Below are 18,400 nucleotides of genomic sequence, written 5' to 3' on the forward strand. Positions count from 1 at the left end.
CTGCATGTGGCAGCGTCTCCTTCCCCCGCTTGCGGGGGAAGGCCGGGATGGGGGACAGCGTGCACGTAACTACACCAACGTCTCCGCCAGCCCGTCGATCATCACCTGCGGCATGCCGCGAGAGCAGTGCTCGATACGGCCGCGCACGCCATACACCTGCGCCAGCGTCTCAGGCGTAATCACCTGCGACGGCTCGCCGTCCGCCAGCAGATTGCCATCCTTCAGCATCAGCGCGTGATCCGCATGACGCAGCGCGATGTTGATATCGTGCACCACCACCACCGTCACAATATTGCGCAACCGGGTTTCACGACGCACCAGATCCATCACGTGGAACTGGTAGTTAAGATCCAGCGCGCTAAGCGGTTCATCCAGCAGCAGAAGTTCCGGACGGCGAATCAGCGATTGCGCCAGACCCACCAACTGCTTCTGCCCGCCCGAAAGCTGATCGAGATAACGCATGGCTAAATGCGCGATGCCGAGCTGCTCGAGTAGATGCATGATCTCCGCTTCGCTCGAGGCGCTGTGCAAGCCACCCGACGCACGCTGCGCCACGATAATCGACTCCAGCACGTGCAGATGCACGCCCGCCGGCAAACTTTGCGGCAGATAAACCACACGCTGCGCCCGGCGCGCAAACGGCTGGCTCATCAGCTCTTCACCGTTCAGCCACAGCTCGCCCTGCCCTTTGCCCAAACCAGCCAGCGCGCGCAACAGCGTCGATTTGCCGCAGCCGTTGGGGCCAAGCAACACGGTGATTTTGCCCTGCGGCAGCTCCGGCACGTTGAGATCGTCAATCACCTTGCGCTTCGGATAACCGGCGGAGAAATGCTTAAGACGTAATCCCTGCTCCATTACACCGTCCCCCGATGACGCAGAATAATGCTGAGGAAGAACGGCACGCCGACCAGCGACGTCACAATTCCCACCGGAATGATCACGCCGGGAATCAGGTTTTTCGACGCCACCGAAGCCAGCGACAGCACCAGCGCACCGACCAGCGCGCTGGCTGGCAGGTAATAGCGGTGATCTTCACCAAACATCATGCGCGCAATGTGCGGCGCGACCAGACCGATGAAACCAATTGGGCCGACAAACGCCACCGCCAGCGCAGAGAGAATACTGATGCGCAGCAGCGTTGCCAGGCGCAGACGGCGCACGTCGATACCAAAACTCACCGCGCGATCTTCGCCGAGGCGCAGCGCGGTCAGCTTCCAGCTGCTAAGCATCGAGAACGGAATCAGGATGGCAAAAGCAGCGGTTAATACGCCGAGCTTTTCCCACGAGGCGCGCGCGAGGCTGCCCATGGTCCAGAACACCAGGCCCTGCAAAGTATCTTCGCTGGCGATGAACTGCATCATTGAGACTAATGCGTTGAAGGTGAACACCAGCGCGATACCAAACAGCACCACGCCAGAGGTCGAAACTTTGGTCCAGCGCGTCACGCCATCCAGCATCAAGGCGGCAAATAGCGCAAACACAAACGCGTTGGCGGAGATAAACCACTGATCCGGCACGCCAGGAATGCCGATACCAAGAACGATGGCCAGCGCCGCACCAAAGGCCGCCGCCGACGAAACGCCGAGCGTAAACGGGCTGGCAAGCGGGTTATTCAGGATGGTTTGCATCTCTGCACCGGCAAGGCCGAGCGAGAAGCCCACCACCACCGCCATCAAGGCGTACGGTAAACGAATATCCCAGACAATCACGCGGGTGCCCGCATCGACCGCATCGGGATGCGTCAGCGTTTGCCATAAGGTGTCGAGGGAGAGCCCAGCCGGGCCGAGGGTGAAATCAAGAATCACTGACGCTAATATCGCCAGCGCCAGCACGCCAATTAACATCAATCGCTGGCGCAGTACCTGACGATAACGCGTCATGGTGTCGGTTTCGAGGCCGTTTTCCGCCAGCAGCGTGGCGTCGGTGGTACGCATTGTTCTACCCGTTTCTTGTCGAAATCATAACGGCAGCCACAATAGTGCAGGTGATAATAATTATCAATTCAATCTGAGTAACAAAATCCAAAACAATGCGCAATAAATTGCGCCGCTACTACACGTGCACCTTATTCGTAGCGGCGCGATTTATCGCGCAAGGGTATGACTACTCTTTAAACGTCGGGAATTCCATCTCGCTGTATTTCACGAAGCGCGAACCGCGTGTCAGCTTGTAACCCAACCAAATAATCAGGAACAGCGGCAGACCAATATAGGTTGCGGCCACGCCATACCAATCAATGCGGTCAGCAAGGAACGCCTGATAGTTCTGACCCAGTGTGATGATCAAACACAGAATAAAGGCGAAAATCGGTCCCAGCGGGAAGAAGCCCGAACGGTACGGCAAATCGGCCAGGTTGTGACCCTGAGCGATATAACCGCGACGGAAACGGTAATGGCTAATGGCGATACCCAACCAGGCGATGAAACCGGTCATGCCTGAGGTGTTCAGTAGCCACAGGTAAACTTCCTGGTTACCAAATTTCGAGCTCAGGAAGCACAATCCCGCCACCACAGTGGTAGCAATCAGCGCGTTACGCGGCACGCCACCTTTCGACAGCTTGCCGAAAATGCGTGGCGCTTTACCTTCGCGTGCCAGGTTGAACAGCATACGCGTTGAGGCGTACATGCCGGAGTTACCCGCCGACAGTACCGCCGTCAGAATCACTGCGTTCATTACCGCTGCCGCCGAAAGCAGACCGGCATTCTGGAACACCAGCGTGAACGGGCTGATGGCGATATCGGTAACATCGTTATGCAGCAGCTTCGGATCGGTGTACGGCAGAATCAGGCTAATGATCAGAATAGCGAAGATATAGAACAGCAGAATTCGCCAGAATACCTGACGCACCGCGCGCGGAATGTTCTTCGCCGGATCCTCAGATTCACCGGCCGCAATACCGATCAGCTCGGTGCCCTGGAAGGAGAAGCCAACGATCATCGCCACGCCTATCATCGCGGCAAAACCACCGGCGAACGGCGCTTCACCCACGGTCCAGTTATGCCAGCCGGCGTTTTCTGCACCGCGCATGATGCCGGTGATCATCAACACGCCAACCACAATAAAGATGATGACGGTGGTCACTTTGATCAGCGAGAACCAATATTCCGCTTCGCCGAAGCCTTTGACTGAGATGTAGTTGAGCAGGAACATCAGGCCAAGGAACAGTGCGCTCCAGATCCAGCCGGGCGTGTCCGGGAACCAGTAGTTCATGACGAGCTGCGAGGCGACGAGGTCAACGGCGATGGTCACCGCCCAGTTGTACCAATAGTTCCAGCCCAGCGCGAAGCCGAAGCCTTCTTCAACATATTTTGAACCGTAGGTGGAGAAGGAGCCAGAAACCGGCATAAAGGCCGCGAGTTCGCCGAGGCTGGTCATCAGGAAGTAAACCATCAGGCCGATGAGCGCATAGGAGAGCAGCGCGCCGCCGGGTCCGGCCTGAGAAATGGTGGCACCCGAGGCGACAAACAGGCCGGTACCGATGGAACCACCAATGGCGATCATGGTGAGATGACGCGCTTTTAATTCACGGCGCAATCCAGGTTGTTGTGTTGTTTTTGAGTCATTATGCATGTGTAAACGCTATGCTGGATAAAAATGAGGCGAGATTGTAGCAGCTAGCCCCAAGCTGTATAGCATTCACGTCGGGTTATTAGTTACCTTCATGATCGGCCGGGAATTATTAGCCGCAGCGTGCTCAGCGCTGTGATTATTCACGGCAATACGACAGGAAACGGCTCAAAGCTTTGGACACATGCTTCTGTCGATGATGGATGCGATACAGCGTGCGCGTCAGGCGCGGCAATGGGATCGCGACTTCCACCAGCGTGCCGGCTTCCAGCTGATCCTCAATCACCCGCCGCGACAAACAGCTGATGCCCATGCCGTGACGCACCGAGTGTTTAATCGCCTCTGAATTGCCTAACTCCATGCCGAGCTGAAACTGTGGCAAATGCGACAGCAGCAGATAATCCACGATCTCGCGCGTACCTGAGCCGCGCTCGCGCAGAATCCACGGCGCGGCGGCGAGTGTTTCCAGCGTAATCGGCTTTTGCAGGATGGCAGCATCCGGCGCGGCAAAGACCACCAGCTCATCTTCCAGCCACGGCTCGCTGATAATATCCAGCTCGTGACATGGACCTTCGATCAAGCCGATGTCGACGCGAAAATCCGCCACCGCATTAATTGCATCCTGACTGTTGCCGACGCTGAGCTCGAGCGGCAGCGCGGGAAAATCACGGCGATAGGCGGCAATCATGCCGGGCAGCAGGTAGTTGCCGATGGTGCTGCTGGCGAACAGGCGAATCGCCCCGTTATCTTCCTTAAACAGCTGTTCGATTTCGCCCGCCTGCTCCATCAAACCCACGGCACGCGGATAGAGTAAACGGCCATGCTCATTCACCACCAACCGCTTACCGACGCGGTCAAACAGCTGCACACCGAGTTGGTTTTCCAAATCTGCTAACGCGGCGCTCACCGCCGACTGCGACAGCGCCAGCACCTGCGAGGCCTGCGTCGTCGAGCCGCTCTTCAGCACTTCGGTAAACACTTCAATCTGGCGCAACGTGATGTGCATGCGGTTCCCTTATATTACTTATTCTGGTTAATTATAAATATATTATCAATTTTACTTTTATACCAGTGTAACGCAGGCTTGAAGCAGAGATTGAATGTTAGAAGGTCGCCAGGAATGGTAACCCTACAGGAGAAAAGTATGGCTGAGTTAAGCGTGAATAAAACCCCGTTTCATCTACATCGCTGGCTGCCGGGTTTGCTGTTGACCGTGGCGATTGCCGGTACCGCGGCGTGGTTAAGCAATCAGTCGTGGTTGGCGGGGGCCGGATTCGGTGCGCTGACGTTAGCGATTATTTTGGGCATCGTGCTCGGTAACACCCTTTATCCGCAGATGGCCGGCGCCTGTGACAGCGGCGTAATGCTGGCGAAACAGCGCTTGCTGCGCCTCGGCATCATCCTGTATGGCTTTCGTATTACCATACAGCAGATTGCTGATGTCGGTCTCAGCGGCGTATTGATTGATGTGATGGTTCTCAGCTCCACTTTCCTGCTGACCTGTTTTATCGGCATTCGTCTGCTGAAGATGGATCGCGAAACCGTGTGGCTGATTGGGGCGGGCAGCAGCATTTGCGGTGCGGCGGCGGTGCTGGCGAGTGAACCTATCGTTAAGGCTGCGCCGTCAAAAGTGGCGGTGGCTGTTGCGACTGTGGTGCTGTTTGGTACCGTTGGCATCGTGCTGTATCCGCTGTTATGGTCGCTGCTGCCAACTGTCAGTGCAGAACATTTCGGCATCTTTACCGGATCGACGCTGCATGAAGTGGCGCAGGTTGTCGCGGCAGGACACGCGATGGGTGCCGAGGCCGAAAACACCGCCGTGATTGCCAAAATGCTGCGCGTGATGATGTTAGCGCCCTTCTTGCTGATGCTGGGAAGCTGGCTGAAACGTCAGCGCAGCCACAACGCACAGCAACAAGCGATTCGTTTTCCCTGGTTCGCGCTGCTGTTTATTGTGGTGGCGCTGTTTAACTCGCTGCATCTGCTTCCTGCCAATATTGTTAGCACGCTGAATCAGCTGGCCAATCTGCTGCTGGCGATGGCGATGGCTGCGCTGGGTTTAACTACGCGCTTCAGCGCCCTGAAACAGGCCGGTTGTAAACCGTTGCTGCTGGGATTGGTGATGTTTGGCTGGTTAATTCTCGGCGGCGGAGCACTCAATGTGCTGGTGCAACATTTCATGGCGTAACCGCATCCGCTATGATGGGCAGCTTTGCAGCAGCAATCGCCCAATCAGGAGAGCGGCATGAAATATATCGGCGCACATGTCAGTGCATCAGGCGGCGTGGACCAGGCAGTTATCCGTGCCCACGAACTCGAAGCCACAGCCTTTGCGCTGTTCACCAAAAATCAGCGCCAGTGGAAAGCCGCACCGCTGTCAGGAGAAGTGATCGATGCGTTTAAAACCGCCTGCGATCGTTACAACTTCACCTCCGCGCAGATTCTGCCGCATGATAGCTATCTGATTAACCTCGGCCATCCGGTGATGGAAGCGCTGGAGAAATCGCGCGAGGCTTTCCTCGATGAGATGCAGCGTGCCGAGCAGTTGGGTTTGACCCTGCTGAACTTCCATCCGGGCAGCCATCTGAAGCAGATTGAAGAAGAAGCCTGCCTGAAGCGTATCGCCGAATCGATCAACATCGCGCTGGATAAAACCAGCAGCGTGGTGGCGGTGATCGAAAACACCGCCGGTCAGGGCAGCAATCTCGGTTTCCGCTTCGAGCACCTCGCCACCATTATTGAGCACGTGGAAGATAAGTCGCGCGTTGGCGTGTGCATTGATACCTGCCACGCCTTTGCGGGCGGTTACGACCTGCGTACCGAAGAAGCCTGCGCCGAGACCTTCAGCGACTTTGAGCGCATCGTTGGTTTCCAGTATCTGCGCGGTATGCACCTGAATGATGCCAAGAGCACGCTGGGCAGTCGCGTCGACCGCCATCATAGTCTGGGTGAAGGCAATATCGGTAAAACCGCGTTTAGCTGGCTGATGAAAGATAAACGTTTTGACGGCATTCCCATGATTCTGGAAACCATTAATCCGGATATCTGGAAGGATGAGATTGCGTGGTTGAAGTCGGAGCAGCAGGGTTAATTATCTGATTAAACAAAAGGGAGCCGCAGCTCCCTTTTTTATGTCTGACGAAGATTACGCGGCTTTAACCAGCTCTTCTTCCGGACGTTTCAGGATGGCGTAGCCAAGTCCCGCTACCGCAGTACCAATCACAATCGCCAGCAGATAACCCAATACTGGGGTAATCGCGCCTGGAATCAGGAGGACGAACAGACCACCGTGCGGTGCCATCAGTTTCGCGCCAATCGCCATGGAAATCGCACCGGTTACCGCGCCGCCAATGATACAGCACGGCAGCACACGCATTGGATCACGCGCCGCAAACGGAATCGCACCTTCAGAGATGAAGCACAGCCCAAGCACCAACGCCGCTTTACCCCCTTCCTGCTGACCTTTGTTGAACTTACGACGCGCAACCAGCGTCGCCAGGCCCATCGCCAGCGGTGGCACCATTCCGGCTGCCATAATGGCCGCCATCGGTGCGTAGGTTTGTGAACTCAGCAGACCAACACCAAACGCATAGGCCACTTTGTTCACCGGACCGCCCATGTCGGTACACATCATGCCACCGAGAATCGCGCCCAGCAGCACTGCGTTCGCGGTACCCATATTGGCCAGCCAGGTTGTCAGGCCAGTCATGATGCCCGCCACCGGCTTACCTACCACGTAAATCATCAGCAAACCGGTAATTAAACTCGCCACCAGCGGAATGATTAGAATCGGCTTCAGCGCTTCCATACTCTGCGGCAGTTTCACTTTGCTGCTGAGCATCTTCGCGGCGTAACCGGCAATGAAACCGGCGATGATACCGCCCAGGAAACCGGCGTTAATGCTGGTGGCGATCATACCGCCAATCAAACCAGGCGTCAGACCCGGACGATCCGCAATCGAGAAGGCAATGAAACCGGCTAACACCGGCACCATCAGCGCGAAGGCGCTGCCGCCACCGATCTGCATCAGTGCCGCCGCTAAGGTGCCCGGCTCTTTAAATGCGGTGATACCAAAGGCAAATGACAGCGCGATGCTCAAACCACCGGCAACCACCATCGGCAGCATGTACGAAACGCCAGTCAGCAGGTGACGATAGGCACCGGCTTTCTCTTTGCTGTCGCCCTGTGCGCTGGCAGCCTGATTGCCGCTCGGCTGATAGGTTTTCGCTTCGGCCTGCGCTTTATCCAGCTCCTGCGCAGTTTTCTTCAGCGCCAGACTGGTTGAGGTGCGGTACATCGGCTTACCGGCAAATTTCGCCAGATCCACATCGATATCAGCCGCGACGATCACCAGATCGGCCGCCGCCACTTCTTCTGGGGTAATCGCGTTGCCTGCGCCCACAGAACCACGGGTTTCAACTTTCACCCACCAGCCACGCTTGGTCGCTTCGGCCTGAATAGCTTCAGCAGCCATAAAGGTATGCGCCACGCCGGTTGGGCAGGCGGTCACCGCCACAATGCGTTTCTGTGCAGCGCTCTGCGCAGCTACTGGCGCGGCAGCGGTTGCAGCCGCAGACTGCCAGGTTTTGGCACTCGCTTTGGCTTGATTGATTGCCGCCAGCGGATCGCGCAGCGCTTGCTGCACATCAACCAGCGCCAGCGATTTACCGGCCAGCTCTGCGTCGTGCGGCACATTGTGGCCAACAACCAGCACCAGTTCAGCTTCGGCGGCATTATCGGTCAACGTCAGGCCAGCTTGTGCCGCCGTCGCGCGTAAACGTTCCAGCGCCAGATGTCCTGACGCCAGTCCCAGTAAAGAATCTTTTATCAGCAGCGTTTTCATTATCGCTCTCCTGCTGTTAGTTAACGGGTTGTAAGTCGACGCGCGCCATCATCGCGGCCAACTGGGTACGATCTTTAACGCCAACGTTGCTTTGGCTGACGGCCATCGCCGCCACTGCCGTCGCCAGACGCAGCGTGTGCTCGCTGGATTCACGCATCAGCAAGCCGTAAATCAGGCCGCCGACCATCGAATCGCCGGCACCGACGGTGCTGACCACTTCGCAGGCAGGCGGTTTGGCGATCCATTCGCCGGAGGCATTCACCCACAGCGCACCTTCCGCACCAAGAGAAATCACCACGTGCGCAATGCCTTGCTCACGCAGTTCATGTGCAGCACCGATCACGTCCTGCAGCGCAGGCAGTTTGCGACCAGCCCAAATCTCCAGCTCGCGGCGGTTCGGTTTCACCAGCCACGGCGCGGCTTTCAGACCGGCGACCAGCGCTTCGCGGCTGCTGTCGAAGATGATGCACGGGCACAGCGTGCGCAGATCGCTCATCCATTTGGTGAAGGCTTCTGGCGCCACGCCGGCTGGCAGGCTGCCGCTGACGCACACCATATCGAACTGGCCGAGCCAGGTGAGAGAATCGGCGGTGAAGCGCTCCCAATCCTGCGCGGTGACCTCAAAGCCAGAGAAATTCAGGTCGGTCACATCGCCGTCTTTTTCGGTCAGCTTAACGTTAATACGCGTACGGCCCTGCACCACCTGAAAACGGTTGGCGATGCCGAGTTCGCTGAACAGCTGCTGAAAGCCGTCCTGATTCTCTTTGCCGAGGAAACCGCCGACGGTGACATCGATACCGAGATCCTTCAGCACTTTGGCAACGTTGATGCCTTTACCCGCCGCGTGCAGGCCGGTGGTTTTCACCAGGTTAACTTCGCCGCGCTCAATTTCTGGCGTGTATCCGACCAGATCGTAAGCCGGGTTTAAGGTAATTGTTGCGACACGACGGCTCATGCAACCCCCTCGCCTAAACCAGAATTGATCGCTTCTTCAATTGCTTTCAGCGCCTGCTGTGCATCTTCGCCGCTGGCGGTAAAGCGCAGGCGATGGCCTTTTTTCACACCGAGCGCAACGACTTTCATCAGGCTGCGGCCGTTAGCAGGCTTACCGCTGCCATCGAGATTAGTTACGGTGATGTCGCTGTTGAACTGTTTGATGACGGTCACCAGCGCCGTGCCCGGACGCGCGTGCAGACCGTGTTCGTTGCGGATGGTGAATTCAGCGGTCAGCAGCTCGGCAGCTTCATCGACTTCGCTGGTCAGCAGCGCCAGAATACCGGCGGCATCGGCCTTCAGCAGACGTTCAGCTTTGTTGCTGAGCAGCAGGTTGCTGAGATAGCCCAGCACTTCCAGCGGACGCTGATCGTTAGCCGCCACGGTCAGCAGCAGCGCGACGTTTTCGCCCTGATGCTGGAATGGCGCAGCCGCGCGGCTTACGGCCACTGCGCTGCCGAGATTGCCGTTGGCGCTGTCGCTCAGCCAGATGCCCTGACCGAGGCTCAGCGGGGCGCGGGAAATCACGTCAGCAATAAAGGACGCGTCCACCGCGCCTGCAGCCTGCAGACGTCCGGCGTTCAGTGCCTGTAACGTGATTAAATCGCTGGCCGCCACATCAACGGCAATCAGCGAGGTATCGAATTTGAATTCTGCGGCCTGGTTTTCGCCCATCAGCAGCGCTCGCAGATCTTCCGCCGAGGCGGTTTTCAGCTGTTCAGCAATGCTGTCATCACTTAATACGTGAGTGAGCTGGCGCAGCAACGCGAGGTGTTCATCCGATTTAGCGGCAATACCGATCGCCACATACGCCGTTTGCCCTTCGCCCCAATCCACGCCCTGCGGGAACTGATAAACCTGGACACCGGTTTTCAGCACCAGGTCGCGGGTGTCGGTGGTGCCGTGCGGAATGGCGATGCCGTTACCCAGGAAAGTGGTGGTTTGCTGTTCGCGCGCCAGCATGCCGTTAACGTAGCCTTCGGCCACATTGCCTGCAGCGGTTAACGCAGCGGCAACCTGACGAATGGCCTCTTCTTTATTCTGTGCGCTAGCACCGATATGAATGGCCTGAACTTCGAGCTGGAACATATCTCTCCTCGCTTGCTGTATTGAATCGTTTCAGCTAGATGGTGAAAAAATCTGCTGTGCATCGCGGACTTAGCCGGAGTGACAACGCTGAAACGTTTCAGGGAATATGGTACAGCCACGTACAGCAGGCAAGAAAATGCGCGATCTGAGTAGCAGATTTTTGACGTTCCGCACACTTCATGTTGGATTTAAGATTTTTACCGGCAGGCAGGCTGATGCTTTTGCTGTACAGACCAACGGCATTAAGCCCAATTCTTCAGCTATGCCTCAGCAGTGCTTCAGGGCGCCGTCTCGACTTCCAGTTTAAGCAGAAATGTCATGGCGCTATCACGGCTGCTGCCACACATTTCGGCGCTGGGCTGTAAGCCAGCACAGACCGCCGGACGCAGCGGTGAACCAAATATTTTGCAACGCTGTTGCTCATCAAGCTGCACGCAACGCGTGTTGGCCGGCTTGCCGTGCGGCATGCCAGGAATCGGGGACGAGATTGAGGGGGCTGTGCAACAGGCACCGCACTGGTCACGACAAAACATCATGCGCTCCTGCAGACAATTCGCCGCGACAATAACAGTCCCAGACCGCGAATGCCATGCACCGGCAACAATTTTACATTGGCTGACTTGCCAGTTTTTCGCCGCGCGAGTAACGTGACGCGCATTAACCTCCTGTCAGCGAGAAAACCACCATGCCAAAGGCAAATGAGATTAAAAAAGGGATGGCTGTCACCTGGAACGGCAAACTGTTGCTGGTGAAAGACATTGATGTACAGAGCCCAAGTGCTCGCGGTGCCGCGACGCTCTATAAAATGCGTTTTACCGATGTCCGCACCGGCCTGAAAGTGGAAGAGCGCTTCAAAGGCGACGATATTATTGACGCCATTTCGCTTAGCCGCCGCGCCGTCACCTTCTCTTATATAGATGGTGATGAGTATGTGTTTATGGATGACGAAGACTACACGCCGTACAACTTCAAAAAAGAGCAAATTGAAGAAGAGCTACTGTTTATTCCTGAAGGTGGCATTCCCGGCATTCAGGTGCTGACGATGGATGGCCAGGTCTTGGCGCTTGAACTGCCACAAACCGTCGATATGGAAATTGTTGATACCTCGCCGGGCATTAAAGGCGCCTCCGCCAGCGCTCGCTCCAAACCCGCAGGCATGAGCACCGGCTTATCCATTCAGGTGCCGGAATACCTGAGCAATGGCGATCGCATCCGCATTCATATTGCGGAACGTCGTTATATGGGACGCGCTGATTCATAACGTGCTTCCGTCCGGCGCCCGGTGATTGTTATAGTATAACAAGGCCGTGCGCGCCGGATGCCTCTCATCCACGCGCGATTTATTCTCTTTTTTTGGGAGCCCTTTTGTGACGCGCGTAAACCTCATCACCGGATTTCTCGGCAGCGGAAAAACCACCACTCTGCTGCATCTGTTAGCCAATAAACCCGCCGATGAAAACTGGGCGATTCTGGTCAACGAATTTGGCGAAATTGGCATCGACGGCGCACTGCTCGCCGATCGCGGTGCCACGCTGAAAGAGATTCCCGGCGGCTGCATGTGCTGCGTTAACGGCTTGCCGCTGCAGGTTGGGCTGAACATGCTGCTAAAACAGGCTAAACCCGATCGTCTGATTATCGAACCCACTGGCCTTGGCCATCCCAAACAGCTGCTGAATATGCTGCGTGCCGCCGTCTATCAACCCTGGATTCAGGTGGATGCCACCTTAACGCTTCTCGATCCGCGCCAGCTTGCCGACGCACGCGTAGTGGAGAATGAGAATTTCCGCGATCAGCTGGTGGCGGCCGATATCATCGTGGCGAATAAAAGCGATCGCTGGAGCGATAATGATCGTCAGCGTTTGCAGGATTGGCAGCAGCAATTTTTGGGCGAGCGTCAGCTGGTGGAAGCGGCGTGGGGACACATCGATCCCGCGCTGTTGACACAACCCGCCTTGGCGGATCGTGCGGTTCCCGATGCAGCACATCACTACCATAATTCACGTCCACAAGGCTTGGCCGCACTGAAACTGGATGGCCAGGCGCGCTGGCGTCGTGCGCTAAATGAAGGTCAGGGCTATGCTTCCTGTGGCTGGATTTTCGATGGTGAAACCGTGTTTGATACGATCAAAGCGCTAGAGTGGGCAAGGCATGCGCCAGTGGATCGCGTTAAAGGTGTGTTGCGCACTGCCGATGGTTTAGTGAATATCAATCGCCAGGGCGACGATCTGTTTATTGAAACCCGCCCTACTACACCGCCTGATAGCCGCATCGAATTGATTCATCATCAGCCTGCTGACTGGAACCTTTTGCAGACCGCTTTGTTGAAGATTCGTTTACATTAGATGCGTTAGGTTGCCCCGTTGTTTTCACTTTGAGTCTATTTTCTATGCGCGCTTCTCGATTAGTCACCATCCTGCTGCTGAATGCACTGGGTGTGATGCTTTTCCTTTCATGGTACCTGCCGCCGGATCACGGGTTCTGGTTTGGTATCGATAAAGCCATCTTTTATGGCTTCAATGACCAGATGGTTGATCATCACGGTTTCGCACTGTTAGTGGCCATCACTAACTTCCGCGGTTTCGATGTGGTTTCGCTGCTGGCTATGGGTTTGCTCTATTTAAGCTACTGGCGTCGCGAGACACCGCAAGGTCGCCGCCGTTTGCTGGCCATTGGCATCACGATGCTGCTGAGCGCGGTAGTACTGAACCAGCTCGGTCATCTGCTGCCGGTACAGCACTCCAGCCCAACGCTGTTTTTTGAGAATGTGCATCGCGTAAGCGAACTGACCGGCATCCCGGCCAAAGATGCCTCTAAAGATAGCTTCCCTGGCGACCACGGCATGATGCTGATGATCTTCACCTGCTTTATGTGGCGCTATTTCGGCTTCCGCGCGTTTCTGGTGGGGTTGATGATTACCGTGGTGTTTGCTCTGCCACGTGTGATGGCGGGTGCGCACTGGTTTACTGATATCGCTGTGGGTTCATTGTCAGTCGTGCTGGTTGGCATGAGCTGGTGCCTGTTAACGCCCTTCAGCGACAAGCTGGTGAATTGGCTAAACCGTTCGTTGCCGGGCAAATATAAGCCGCGCACGTAATTGTTAAGCGCGAGTGATCATAGAACAAAAAGTCAGTCGCTCGCGCTTATTTAAAACCTGAATAAACTATTAGCAAACTAACATTATTCAGGTAAAAGAAAAGATTATGATGAAAAACGCGGAACAATAGCCTTAATCCTAAGTTGTCCAGCCCGAACCCTCTTAAAATCGGCCTTAGCGCCAGAATTACCCCCTTATTGCACCGCTGTTTGGCTATTAAATCGCTGCCAATTGTTGATAAACTCGCCATTGTGTTACAGATTGATTTCACATCGAAAAAACCTTTGAATATTTATATAAAAGCACTCGCCACGCGGTCTGTAATCGGTTAACCTCAAATCCGATTAGTAAGCAACAGCATAAAATGCGGTGCTGAAAGCGACAAAAATGTGTGCATTAACACATTTTAGTAATTAAGGATTTGTCTTAGACGGTCGTACTTATTAATCTCAACCCGTTTTGTCATCTGGCTGACGACATTCTGTCGTAAGGAAATCGAAGGAAAACACGTACAATGGTCAAGTCTCAACCAATTCTGAGATACCTCAGGCGGATCATTCCCGCGGTAGCACTCGCAACACTTTTATCAGCATGCAGCAGTACCCATAACGGTCAGAACGCGAATAACGAGAATCATGAAGTTAACAACCAGAATGGTTTTTTACTTCAAGCGTCTCAGGACGAATTTGAACAGATGGTGCAGAACGTGGACGTTAAGTCCCGCATCATGGAACAGTACAGTGACTGGAAAGGTGTACGTTATCGCTTAGGCGGCGACACCAAACGCGGCATTGATTGTTCTGCTTTTGTTCAGCGCACCTTTCGCGAGCAGTTCGGTTTAGATTTGCCACGCTCAACGTCTGAACAGCAAGACACCGGTAAAGAGATTTCACGCAATAAATTGCGCGCAGGTGACTTAGTGCTGTTCCGCGCCGGTTCTACCGGTCGCCACGTGGGCATCTATCTTGGCAACGATAACTTTGTTCACGCGTCCACCAGCAGTGGCGTAATGATTTCCAACCTGAATGACAGTTATTGGAAAAATCGTTACCGCGAAGCGCGTCGGGTTCTTGCTAAAAACCCAAGCTAACGTATTTCTTTGATGATCCTCTCAGCCAGAGAATCAGAAACGCTGCCCCGGCAGCGTTTTTTTTCGCCCGTAGTTTTTAACTCAAATCCAACCGATAAAAAGTAATTGAGAATCAAAAATATAACGAGACATTCTTCGCGCTCTCGTTATATTCTCGTTGACTTCCTGATACCCAGATATTGCGCTGCAGACACCGTTATCACCGTGGCTGCGGTCTGAAGTGGGTAGTGACCAAACGATAAACATAATAAAAAATGGCAAGACAAGGGGAATGCACTCCATGCCACTGTCAGGGACATTAAAACACCACCGCAGTTATTCACGCCGTATCGCCTGGCATAGTGCGATTATCGGCGCGGCATTCTTTCTGCTTTTTGTCACCGTGCTATTAACACTCACTTGGCAAAAACGTGTACAACAACACGAACAGCTTCTGGCACACAGCCGCGACGATTTACAACAGGTGATAGCAAGCCTGGTCGATACACTTTATCCCTTACAGCAATACACCCAGTTAGCCTGCAACAACGTCAGTCGTGAGCTCACATCTCGCGCCGCCTTTGCCGGTAATATCCGCGCCATCCTGCTGGTGCGTGATGGCAACGCTTACTGCTCTTCTGCCACCGGGGCTTTTCTGATGCCAGCAAACGATATTTCTCCTGAGTCTGAACTGGAACGCGATCGCGATATGCGCTTGCTGGAAGGCACGCCATTGCTACCGAAGAAACCGGCGCTGGTGCTATGGGTGAAAAATCCAGGTTCAGCCGAGACCGGCCTTTTCGCCACCATGAACATCAGCCTGACGCCTTATCAGCTGCTGGCCTCTTATCATCCCGAAATCACTGGCATGGCGCTGGTGGTCGGCAACAAAGCGCTGTTGAGCGGCAGCAACAACGTGGTACGCGCGAGTGATTTACCGGCATCGCTGCATGAAATAGCCTTTAATAACAGCGATCTACGCTTCGTGCTGTTTGGCACCACCTTAGCGCCACGCGATTACTCACTGACGTTGCTGACCGGCATCCTCTTCTCACTGCTGGTTTCCGGCCTGAGCGGGTTATTGCTGACGCGACATCAGCGGCCGGGCAAAGAGATCATGCAGGGCATTAAACGCGGCCAGTTTCATGTTGAATACCAGCCGCTGGTCACCGCGCACGATGGACAACCCTACGGCGTGGAAGCGCTGCTGCGCTGGACGCATCCCACTGAAGGCATGATTCCGCCGGATGCCTTTATCAGCTACGCCGAAGCGCAAAACCTGATTATTCCGCTCACTCAGCATCTGTTCACGCTGGTGGCGCGCGATGCCCAGTTTCTCTGTAAACAGCTGCCGCGCGGCACGCGCCTGAGCCTCAATCTCTCGCCGCTGCATCTCGCTTCAGAGAGCTTCCGGCGCGATGTCCAGGCATGGATTAACATCATGCCCACCGATCACTTCAACTATGTGTTTGAAATTACCGAACGCAGCATGGTCGGTGAAAAAAGCGCGGGAGAAATCTTCGCCTGGCTACATGAGAACAATTTTAAAATAGCGATTGATGATTTCGGCACCGGGCATAGCGCGCTGATCTATCTGGAAAAATATCCGTTCGATTACCTGAAAATCGATCGCGGCTTTGTGCAAAGCATTGGTACAGAAACTGTCACCTCACCGGTGCTTGATGCAGTGCTGCTGCTGGCGAAAAAACTCAATCTCAAAACCGTGGCTGAAGGGGTCGAAACGGGCGATCAGGCGGCGTGGCTGGTGAATCGCGGCGTGACGCATTTGCAGGGCTATCTGTTTAGTCGTCCGTTACGCCCCGAAAACCTCGTCAGCTATTATCAACGCCAGCGCGCGCTGAGTTAACATCACGCGAACCCCATGAAACTGCTACCATAAAGTGCGGAACACCACAGGAGATCGCCCCACTTATGCTGCTGCGTCTTGTCACAGCGTTGTTCATTTGTAGCGCCACTGCGCCGCTGCATGCCGCCACCATCAATGAAAGCTATGCCTTCGCTAAGCTGGGCGAGCCGAAATATGCGGTGAATTTCACTCACTACGATTACGCCAATCCCGCCGCGCCCAAAGGCGGCAAAATCACGCTGGCGGTGGTGGGCACCTACGACAACTTCAATCGTTTCGCCTCGCGCGGCAATCCCGGCATCGGTACCGATACGCTGTATGACGGCTTGTTTACCACCTCCGATGATGAACCTGGCAGCTACTATCCGCTGATCGCGGAATCAGCGCGCTATCCCGACGACTATCGCTGGATGGAAGTGTCGATCAATCCTCATGCACAGTTTCAGGACGGAACACCGATTACCGCGCAGGATGTGGCTTTCACCTTCCAGAAATTCATGACGGAAGGTGTGCCGCAGTTCCGCGTGGCGTTTCGTGACGTGCAAGTGAAAGCGCTAAACCGTCTCACCGTGCGTATCGACATGCCGAAACCGGACAAAGATCGGATTCTCAGCTGGCTAACGCTGCCGGTCATCCCGGAAAAATTCTGGCAAAACAAAAAGTTTAACGAGCCGATTGGTTATCCGCCGCTGGCCAGCGGGCCTTATCGCGTCACCTCCTATAAATCGGGTCAGTTTATCCAGTACAGCCGGGTGAAAGATTACTGGGCCGCCAATCTGCCAGTGAATCGCGGGCGTTTTAACTTCGATACTTTGCGTTATGACTATTATCTTGATGACAACGTGGCGTTTGAGGCCTTTAAAGCCGGCGCTTACGATTTGCGCGAAGAGAGTTCAGCGAAGAAATGGGCGACACAATATCGCGGTCGCAACTTTGACAGTCACGCCATCGTCAAATCGACCATTCCCAACACCGTTTCCACCGACACGCAATGGCTGGCATTTAACAACGAAAAACCGCTGTTCGCCGATCGTCGCGTACGTGAAGCCATCACGCTGGCGTTCGATTTCGAGTGGATGAACAAAGCCTTGTTCTATGGCGCTTATAAACGCACGCGCAGCTATTTCCAGAACACTGAATATGCAGCGCTTGGCTATCCCAAAGCCGAGCAGTTGATCCTGCTGGCGCCCTACAAAGCGCAGCTGCCGCCCGAAGTGTTCAACAATGAGTATGCCCCGCCACGTTCTGACGGCAGCGGTTTCGATCGCGGCAACCTGTTGCAAGCCATGAACTTGCTGAAAGCGGCGGGTTGGGAAATCAGAAATCAGCAATTGGTGAATGTGAAATCCGGCCAGCCGTTCCGTTTCGAATTACTGATGCGCAGCGGTACGCAAAACGACTGGGCGTTGCCGTTCCAGCACAGCTTGCAACGGCTTGGCATCCAGGTCTCGCTGCGCCAGATTGACAGCTCGCAATATCTCCGCCGTATGCGCGAAGGCGACTACGACATGATCCCATCGCTCTATTACGCCATGCCATGGCCCTCGACCAGCTTGCAAACGATTTGGCAATCTCAATTTATTGACTCTTCCTGGAACAGGCCGCGCGTGAAAGATCCCATCGTCGACCATTTTGTGCAGCAGATCGTTGAGCATCAGGGCGATGAGAAAGCGCTGCTGCCGCTCGGCCAGGCGCTGGATCGCATCCTGCTGTGGAATGCCTACATGATTCCGATGTGGTACAGCGCGGAAGATCGCATGGCGTATTGGGACAAGTTTTCCCATCCCGAGATTAAACCCGCGTTTGCTACCGGTCTGGAAAACTGGTGGTACGATGTGAACAAAGCCGGGCGATTGCCGGCCAATCGACGCTGAGGAG

Annotated in this window: 16 protein-coding genes; 8 read left to right on the top strand and 8 right to left on the bottom strand. The window is 55.1% G+C overall.

The window, feature by feature from the left end; translation table 11 throughout:
• Nucleotides 1-69: 69 nt before the first annotated feature.
• The 4 genes from FCN45_RS12890 to yieE form a co-directional block, all read right to left on the bottom strand.
• Nucleotides 70-855: an ABC transporter ATP-binding protein gene (locus FCN45_RS12890; protein ID WP_110866609.1), complete on the bottom strand. Its 786-nt coding sequence runs from the start codon at nucleotides 853-855 to the stop codon at nucleotides 70-72.
• Nucleotides 855-1,934, bottom strand: a complete 1,080-nt coding sequence (locus FCN45_RS12895; protein ID WP_101763708.1) for an iron ABC transporter permease — start codon at nucleotides 1,932-1,934, stop codon at nucleotides 855-857. Before FCN45_RS12895 ends, FCN45_RS12890 begins: the two co-directional genes overlap by 1 nt.
• Nucleotides 1,935-2,103: 169 nt before the next feature.
• Complete coding sequence (locus tag FCN45_RS12900) at nucleotides 2,104-3,570, bottom strand: amino acid permease (protein WP_101763707.1); 1,467 nt, start codon at nucleotides 3,568-3,570, stop codon at nucleotides 2,104-2,106.
• A 136-nt stretch (nucleotides 3,571-3,706) separates the two neighbouring features.
• Nucleotides 3,707-4,573, bottom strand: coding sequence for a DNA-binding transcriptional regulator YeiE (gene yieE, locus FCN45_RS12905; protein WP_137386163.1), 867 nt, complete (start codon nucleotides 4,571-4,573; stop codon nucleotides 3,707-3,709).
• Between the two features lie 138 nt (nucleotides 4,574-4,711).
• Here yieE and FCN45_RS12910 point away from each other — a divergent pair, with 138 nt between their 5' ends.
• Nucleotides 4,712-5,755, top strand: coding sequence for a YeiH family putative sulfate export transporter (locus FCN45_RS12910; RefSeq protein ID WP_137386164.1), 1,044 nt, complete (start codon nucleotides 4,712-4,714; stop codon nucleotides 5,753-5,755).
• Between the two features lie 57 nt (nucleotides 5,756-5,812).
• A complete protein-coding gene (gene nfo, locus FCN45_RS12915) occupies nucleotides 5,813-6,658 on the top strand; it encodes a deoxyribonuclease IV (protein WP_101763704.1) in 846 nt (281 codons plus the stop codon).
• Between the two features lie 54 nt (nucleotides 6,659-6,712).
• Here the strand turns inward: nfo and fruA are convergent, their stop codons facing one another.
• From fruA to FCN45_RS12935, 4 genes are all read right to left on the bottom strand, one after another.
• Nucleotides 6,713-8,410, bottom strand: a complete 1,698-nt coding sequence (fruA, locus tag FCN45_RS12920; protein WP_137386165.1) for a PTS fructose transporter subunit IIBC — start codon at nucleotides 8,408-8,410, stop codon at nucleotides 6,713-6,715.
• 16 nt (nucleotides 8,411-8,426) lie between these two features.
• On the bottom strand, nucleotides 8,427-9,365 hold the full coding sequence (gene fruK, locus FCN45_RS12925; RefSeq protein WP_101763702.1) for a 1-phosphofructokinase: 939 nt from the start codon (nucleotides 9,363-9,365) through the stop codon (nucleotides 8,427-8,429).
• Nucleotides 9,362-10,492, bottom strand: coding sequence for a fused PTS fructose transporter subunit IIA/HPr protein (gene fruB / locus FCN45_RS12930; protein ID WP_137386166.1), 1,131 nt, complete (start codon nucleotides 10,490-10,492; stop codon nucleotides 9,362-9,364). Before fruB ends, fruK begins: the two co-directional genes overlap by 4 nt.
• A gap of 278 nt (nucleotides 10,493-10,770) precedes the next feature.
• Entirely contained in the window at nucleotides 10,771-11,025 is a 255-nt protein-coding gene (locus FCN45_RS12935) for a YkgJ family cysteine cluster protein (protein ID WP_137386897.1), read from the bottom strand.
• A 152-nt stretch (nucleotides 11,026-11,177) separates the two neighbouring features.
• On the opposite strand from FCN45_RS12935, the gene yeiP reads away from it, so the two are divergent.
• The 6 genes from yeiP to FCN45_RS12965 all read left to right on the top strand — a co-directional run bounded on the left by yeiP (nucleotide 11,178) and on the right by FCN45_RS12965 (nucleotide 18,396).
• Nucleotides 11,178-11,753, top strand: a complete 576-nt coding sequence (gene yeiP / locus FCN45_RS12940; protein WP_008105009.1) for an elongation factor P-like protein YeiP — start codon at nucleotides 11,178-11,180, stop codon at nucleotides 11,751-11,753.
• Nucleotides 11,754-11,859: 106 nt separating this feature from the next.
• Entirely contained in the window at nucleotides 11,860-12,834 is a 975-nt protein-coding gene (locus tag FCN45_RS12945) for a GTP-binding protein (protein ID WP_137386167.1), read from the top strand.
• A gap of 44 nt (nucleotides 12,835-12,878) precedes the next feature.
• Complete coding sequence (locus FCN45_RS12950) at nucleotides 12,879-13,586, top strand: phosphatase PAP2 family protein (RefSeq protein ID WP_101763698.1); 708 nt, start codon at nucleotides 12,879-12,881, stop codon at nucleotides 13,584-13,586.
• Nucleotides 13,587-14,100: 514 nt separating this feature from the next.
• The gene (gene mepS, locus FCN45_RS12955; RefSeq protein WP_008105015.1) at nucleotides 14,101-14,676 is read left to right on the top strand and encodes a bifunctional murein DD-endopeptidase/murein LD-carboxypeptidase; all 576 of its coding nucleotides are present in this window, start codon (nucleotides 14,101-14,103) and stop codon (nucleotides 14,674-14,676) included.
• Nucleotides 14,677-14,956: 280 nt separating this feature from the next.
• On the top strand, nucleotides 14,957-16,522 hold the full coding sequence (locus FCN45_RS12960; RefSeq protein ID WP_137386168.1) for a cyclic di-GMP phosphodiesterase: 1,566 nt from the start codon (nucleotides 14,957-14,959) through the stop codon (nucleotides 16,520-16,522).
• Between the two features lie 65 nt (nucleotides 16,523-16,587).
• The gene (locus FCN45_RS12965; protein WP_101763696.1) at nucleotides 16,588-18,396 is read left to right on the top strand and encodes an extracellular solute-binding protein; all 1,809 of its coding nucleotides are present in this window, start codon (nucleotides 16,588-16,590) and stop codon (nucleotides 18,394-18,396) included.
• Nucleotides 18,397-18,400: the final 4 nt, after the last annotated feature.

It is taken from the genome of Pantoea sp. SO10 (assembly GCF_005281435.1).
Classification (GTDB): domain Bacteria; phylum Pseudomonadota; class Gammaproteobacteria; order Enterobacterales; family Enterobacteriaceae; genus Pantoea; species Pantoea leporis.

Excerpts from the sequence above, each read along its gene's own strand:
- FCN45_RS12890 (WP_110866609.1), bottom strand. The coding sequence starts at position 855 with ATGGAGCAGGGATTACGTCTTAAGCATTTCTCCGCCGGTTATCCGAAG.
- FCN45_RS12895 (WP_101763708.1), bottom strand. The coding sequence starts at position 1,934 with ATGCGTACCACCGACGCCACGCTGCTGGCGGAAAACGGCCTCGAAACC.
- FCN45_RS12900 (WP_101763707.1), bottom strand. The coding sequence starts at position 3,570 with ATGCATAATGACTCAAAAACAACACAACAACCTGGATTGCGCCGTGAA.
- yieE (WP_137386163.1), bottom strand. The coding sequence starts at position 4,573 with ATGCACATCACGTTGCGCCAGATTGAAGTGTTTACCGAAGTGCTGAAG.
- FCN45_RS12910 (WP_137386164.1), top strand. The coding sequence starts at position 4,712 with ATGGCTGAGTTAAGCGTGAATAAAACCCCGTTTCATCTACATCGCTGG.
- nfo (WP_101763704.1), top strand. The coding sequence starts at position 5,813 with ATGAAATATATCGGCGCACATGTCAGTGCATCAGGCGGCGTGGACCAG.
- fruA (WP_137386165.1), bottom strand. The coding sequence starts at position 8,410 with ATGAAAACGCTGCTGATAAAAGATTCTTTACTGGGACTGGCGTCAGGA.
- fruK (WP_101763702.1), bottom strand. The coding sequence starts at position 9,365 with ATGAGCCGTCGTGTCGCAACAATTACCTTAAACCCGGCTTACGATCTG.
- fruB (WP_137386166.1), bottom strand. The coding sequence starts at position 10,492 with ATGTTCCAGCTCGAAGTTCAGGCCATTCATATCGGTGCTAGCGCACAG.
- FCN45_RS12935 (WP_137386897.1), bottom strand. The coding sequence starts at position 11,025 with ATGTTTTGTCGTGACCAGTGCGGTGCCTGTTGCACAGCCCCCTCAATC.
- yeiP (WP_008105009.1), top strand. The coding sequence starts at position 11,178 with ATGCCAAAGGCAAATGAGATTAAAAAAGGGATGGCTGTCACCTGGAAC.
- FCN45_RS12950 (WP_101763698.1), top strand. The coding sequence starts at position 12,879 with ATGCGCGCTTCTCGATTAGTCACCATCCTGCTGCTGAATGCACTGGGT.
- mepS (WP_008105015.1), top strand. The coding sequence starts at position 14,101 with ATGGTCAAGTCTCAACCAATTCTGAGATACCTCAGGCGGATCATTCCC.
- FCN45_RS12960 (WP_137386168.1), top strand. The coding sequence starts at position 14,957 with ATGCCACTGTCAGGGACATTAAAACACCACCGCAGTTATTCACGCCGT.
- FCN45_RS12965 (WP_101763696.1), top strand. The coding sequence starts at position 16,588 with ATGCTGCTGCGTCTTGTCACAGCGTTGTTCATTTGTAGCGCCACTGCG.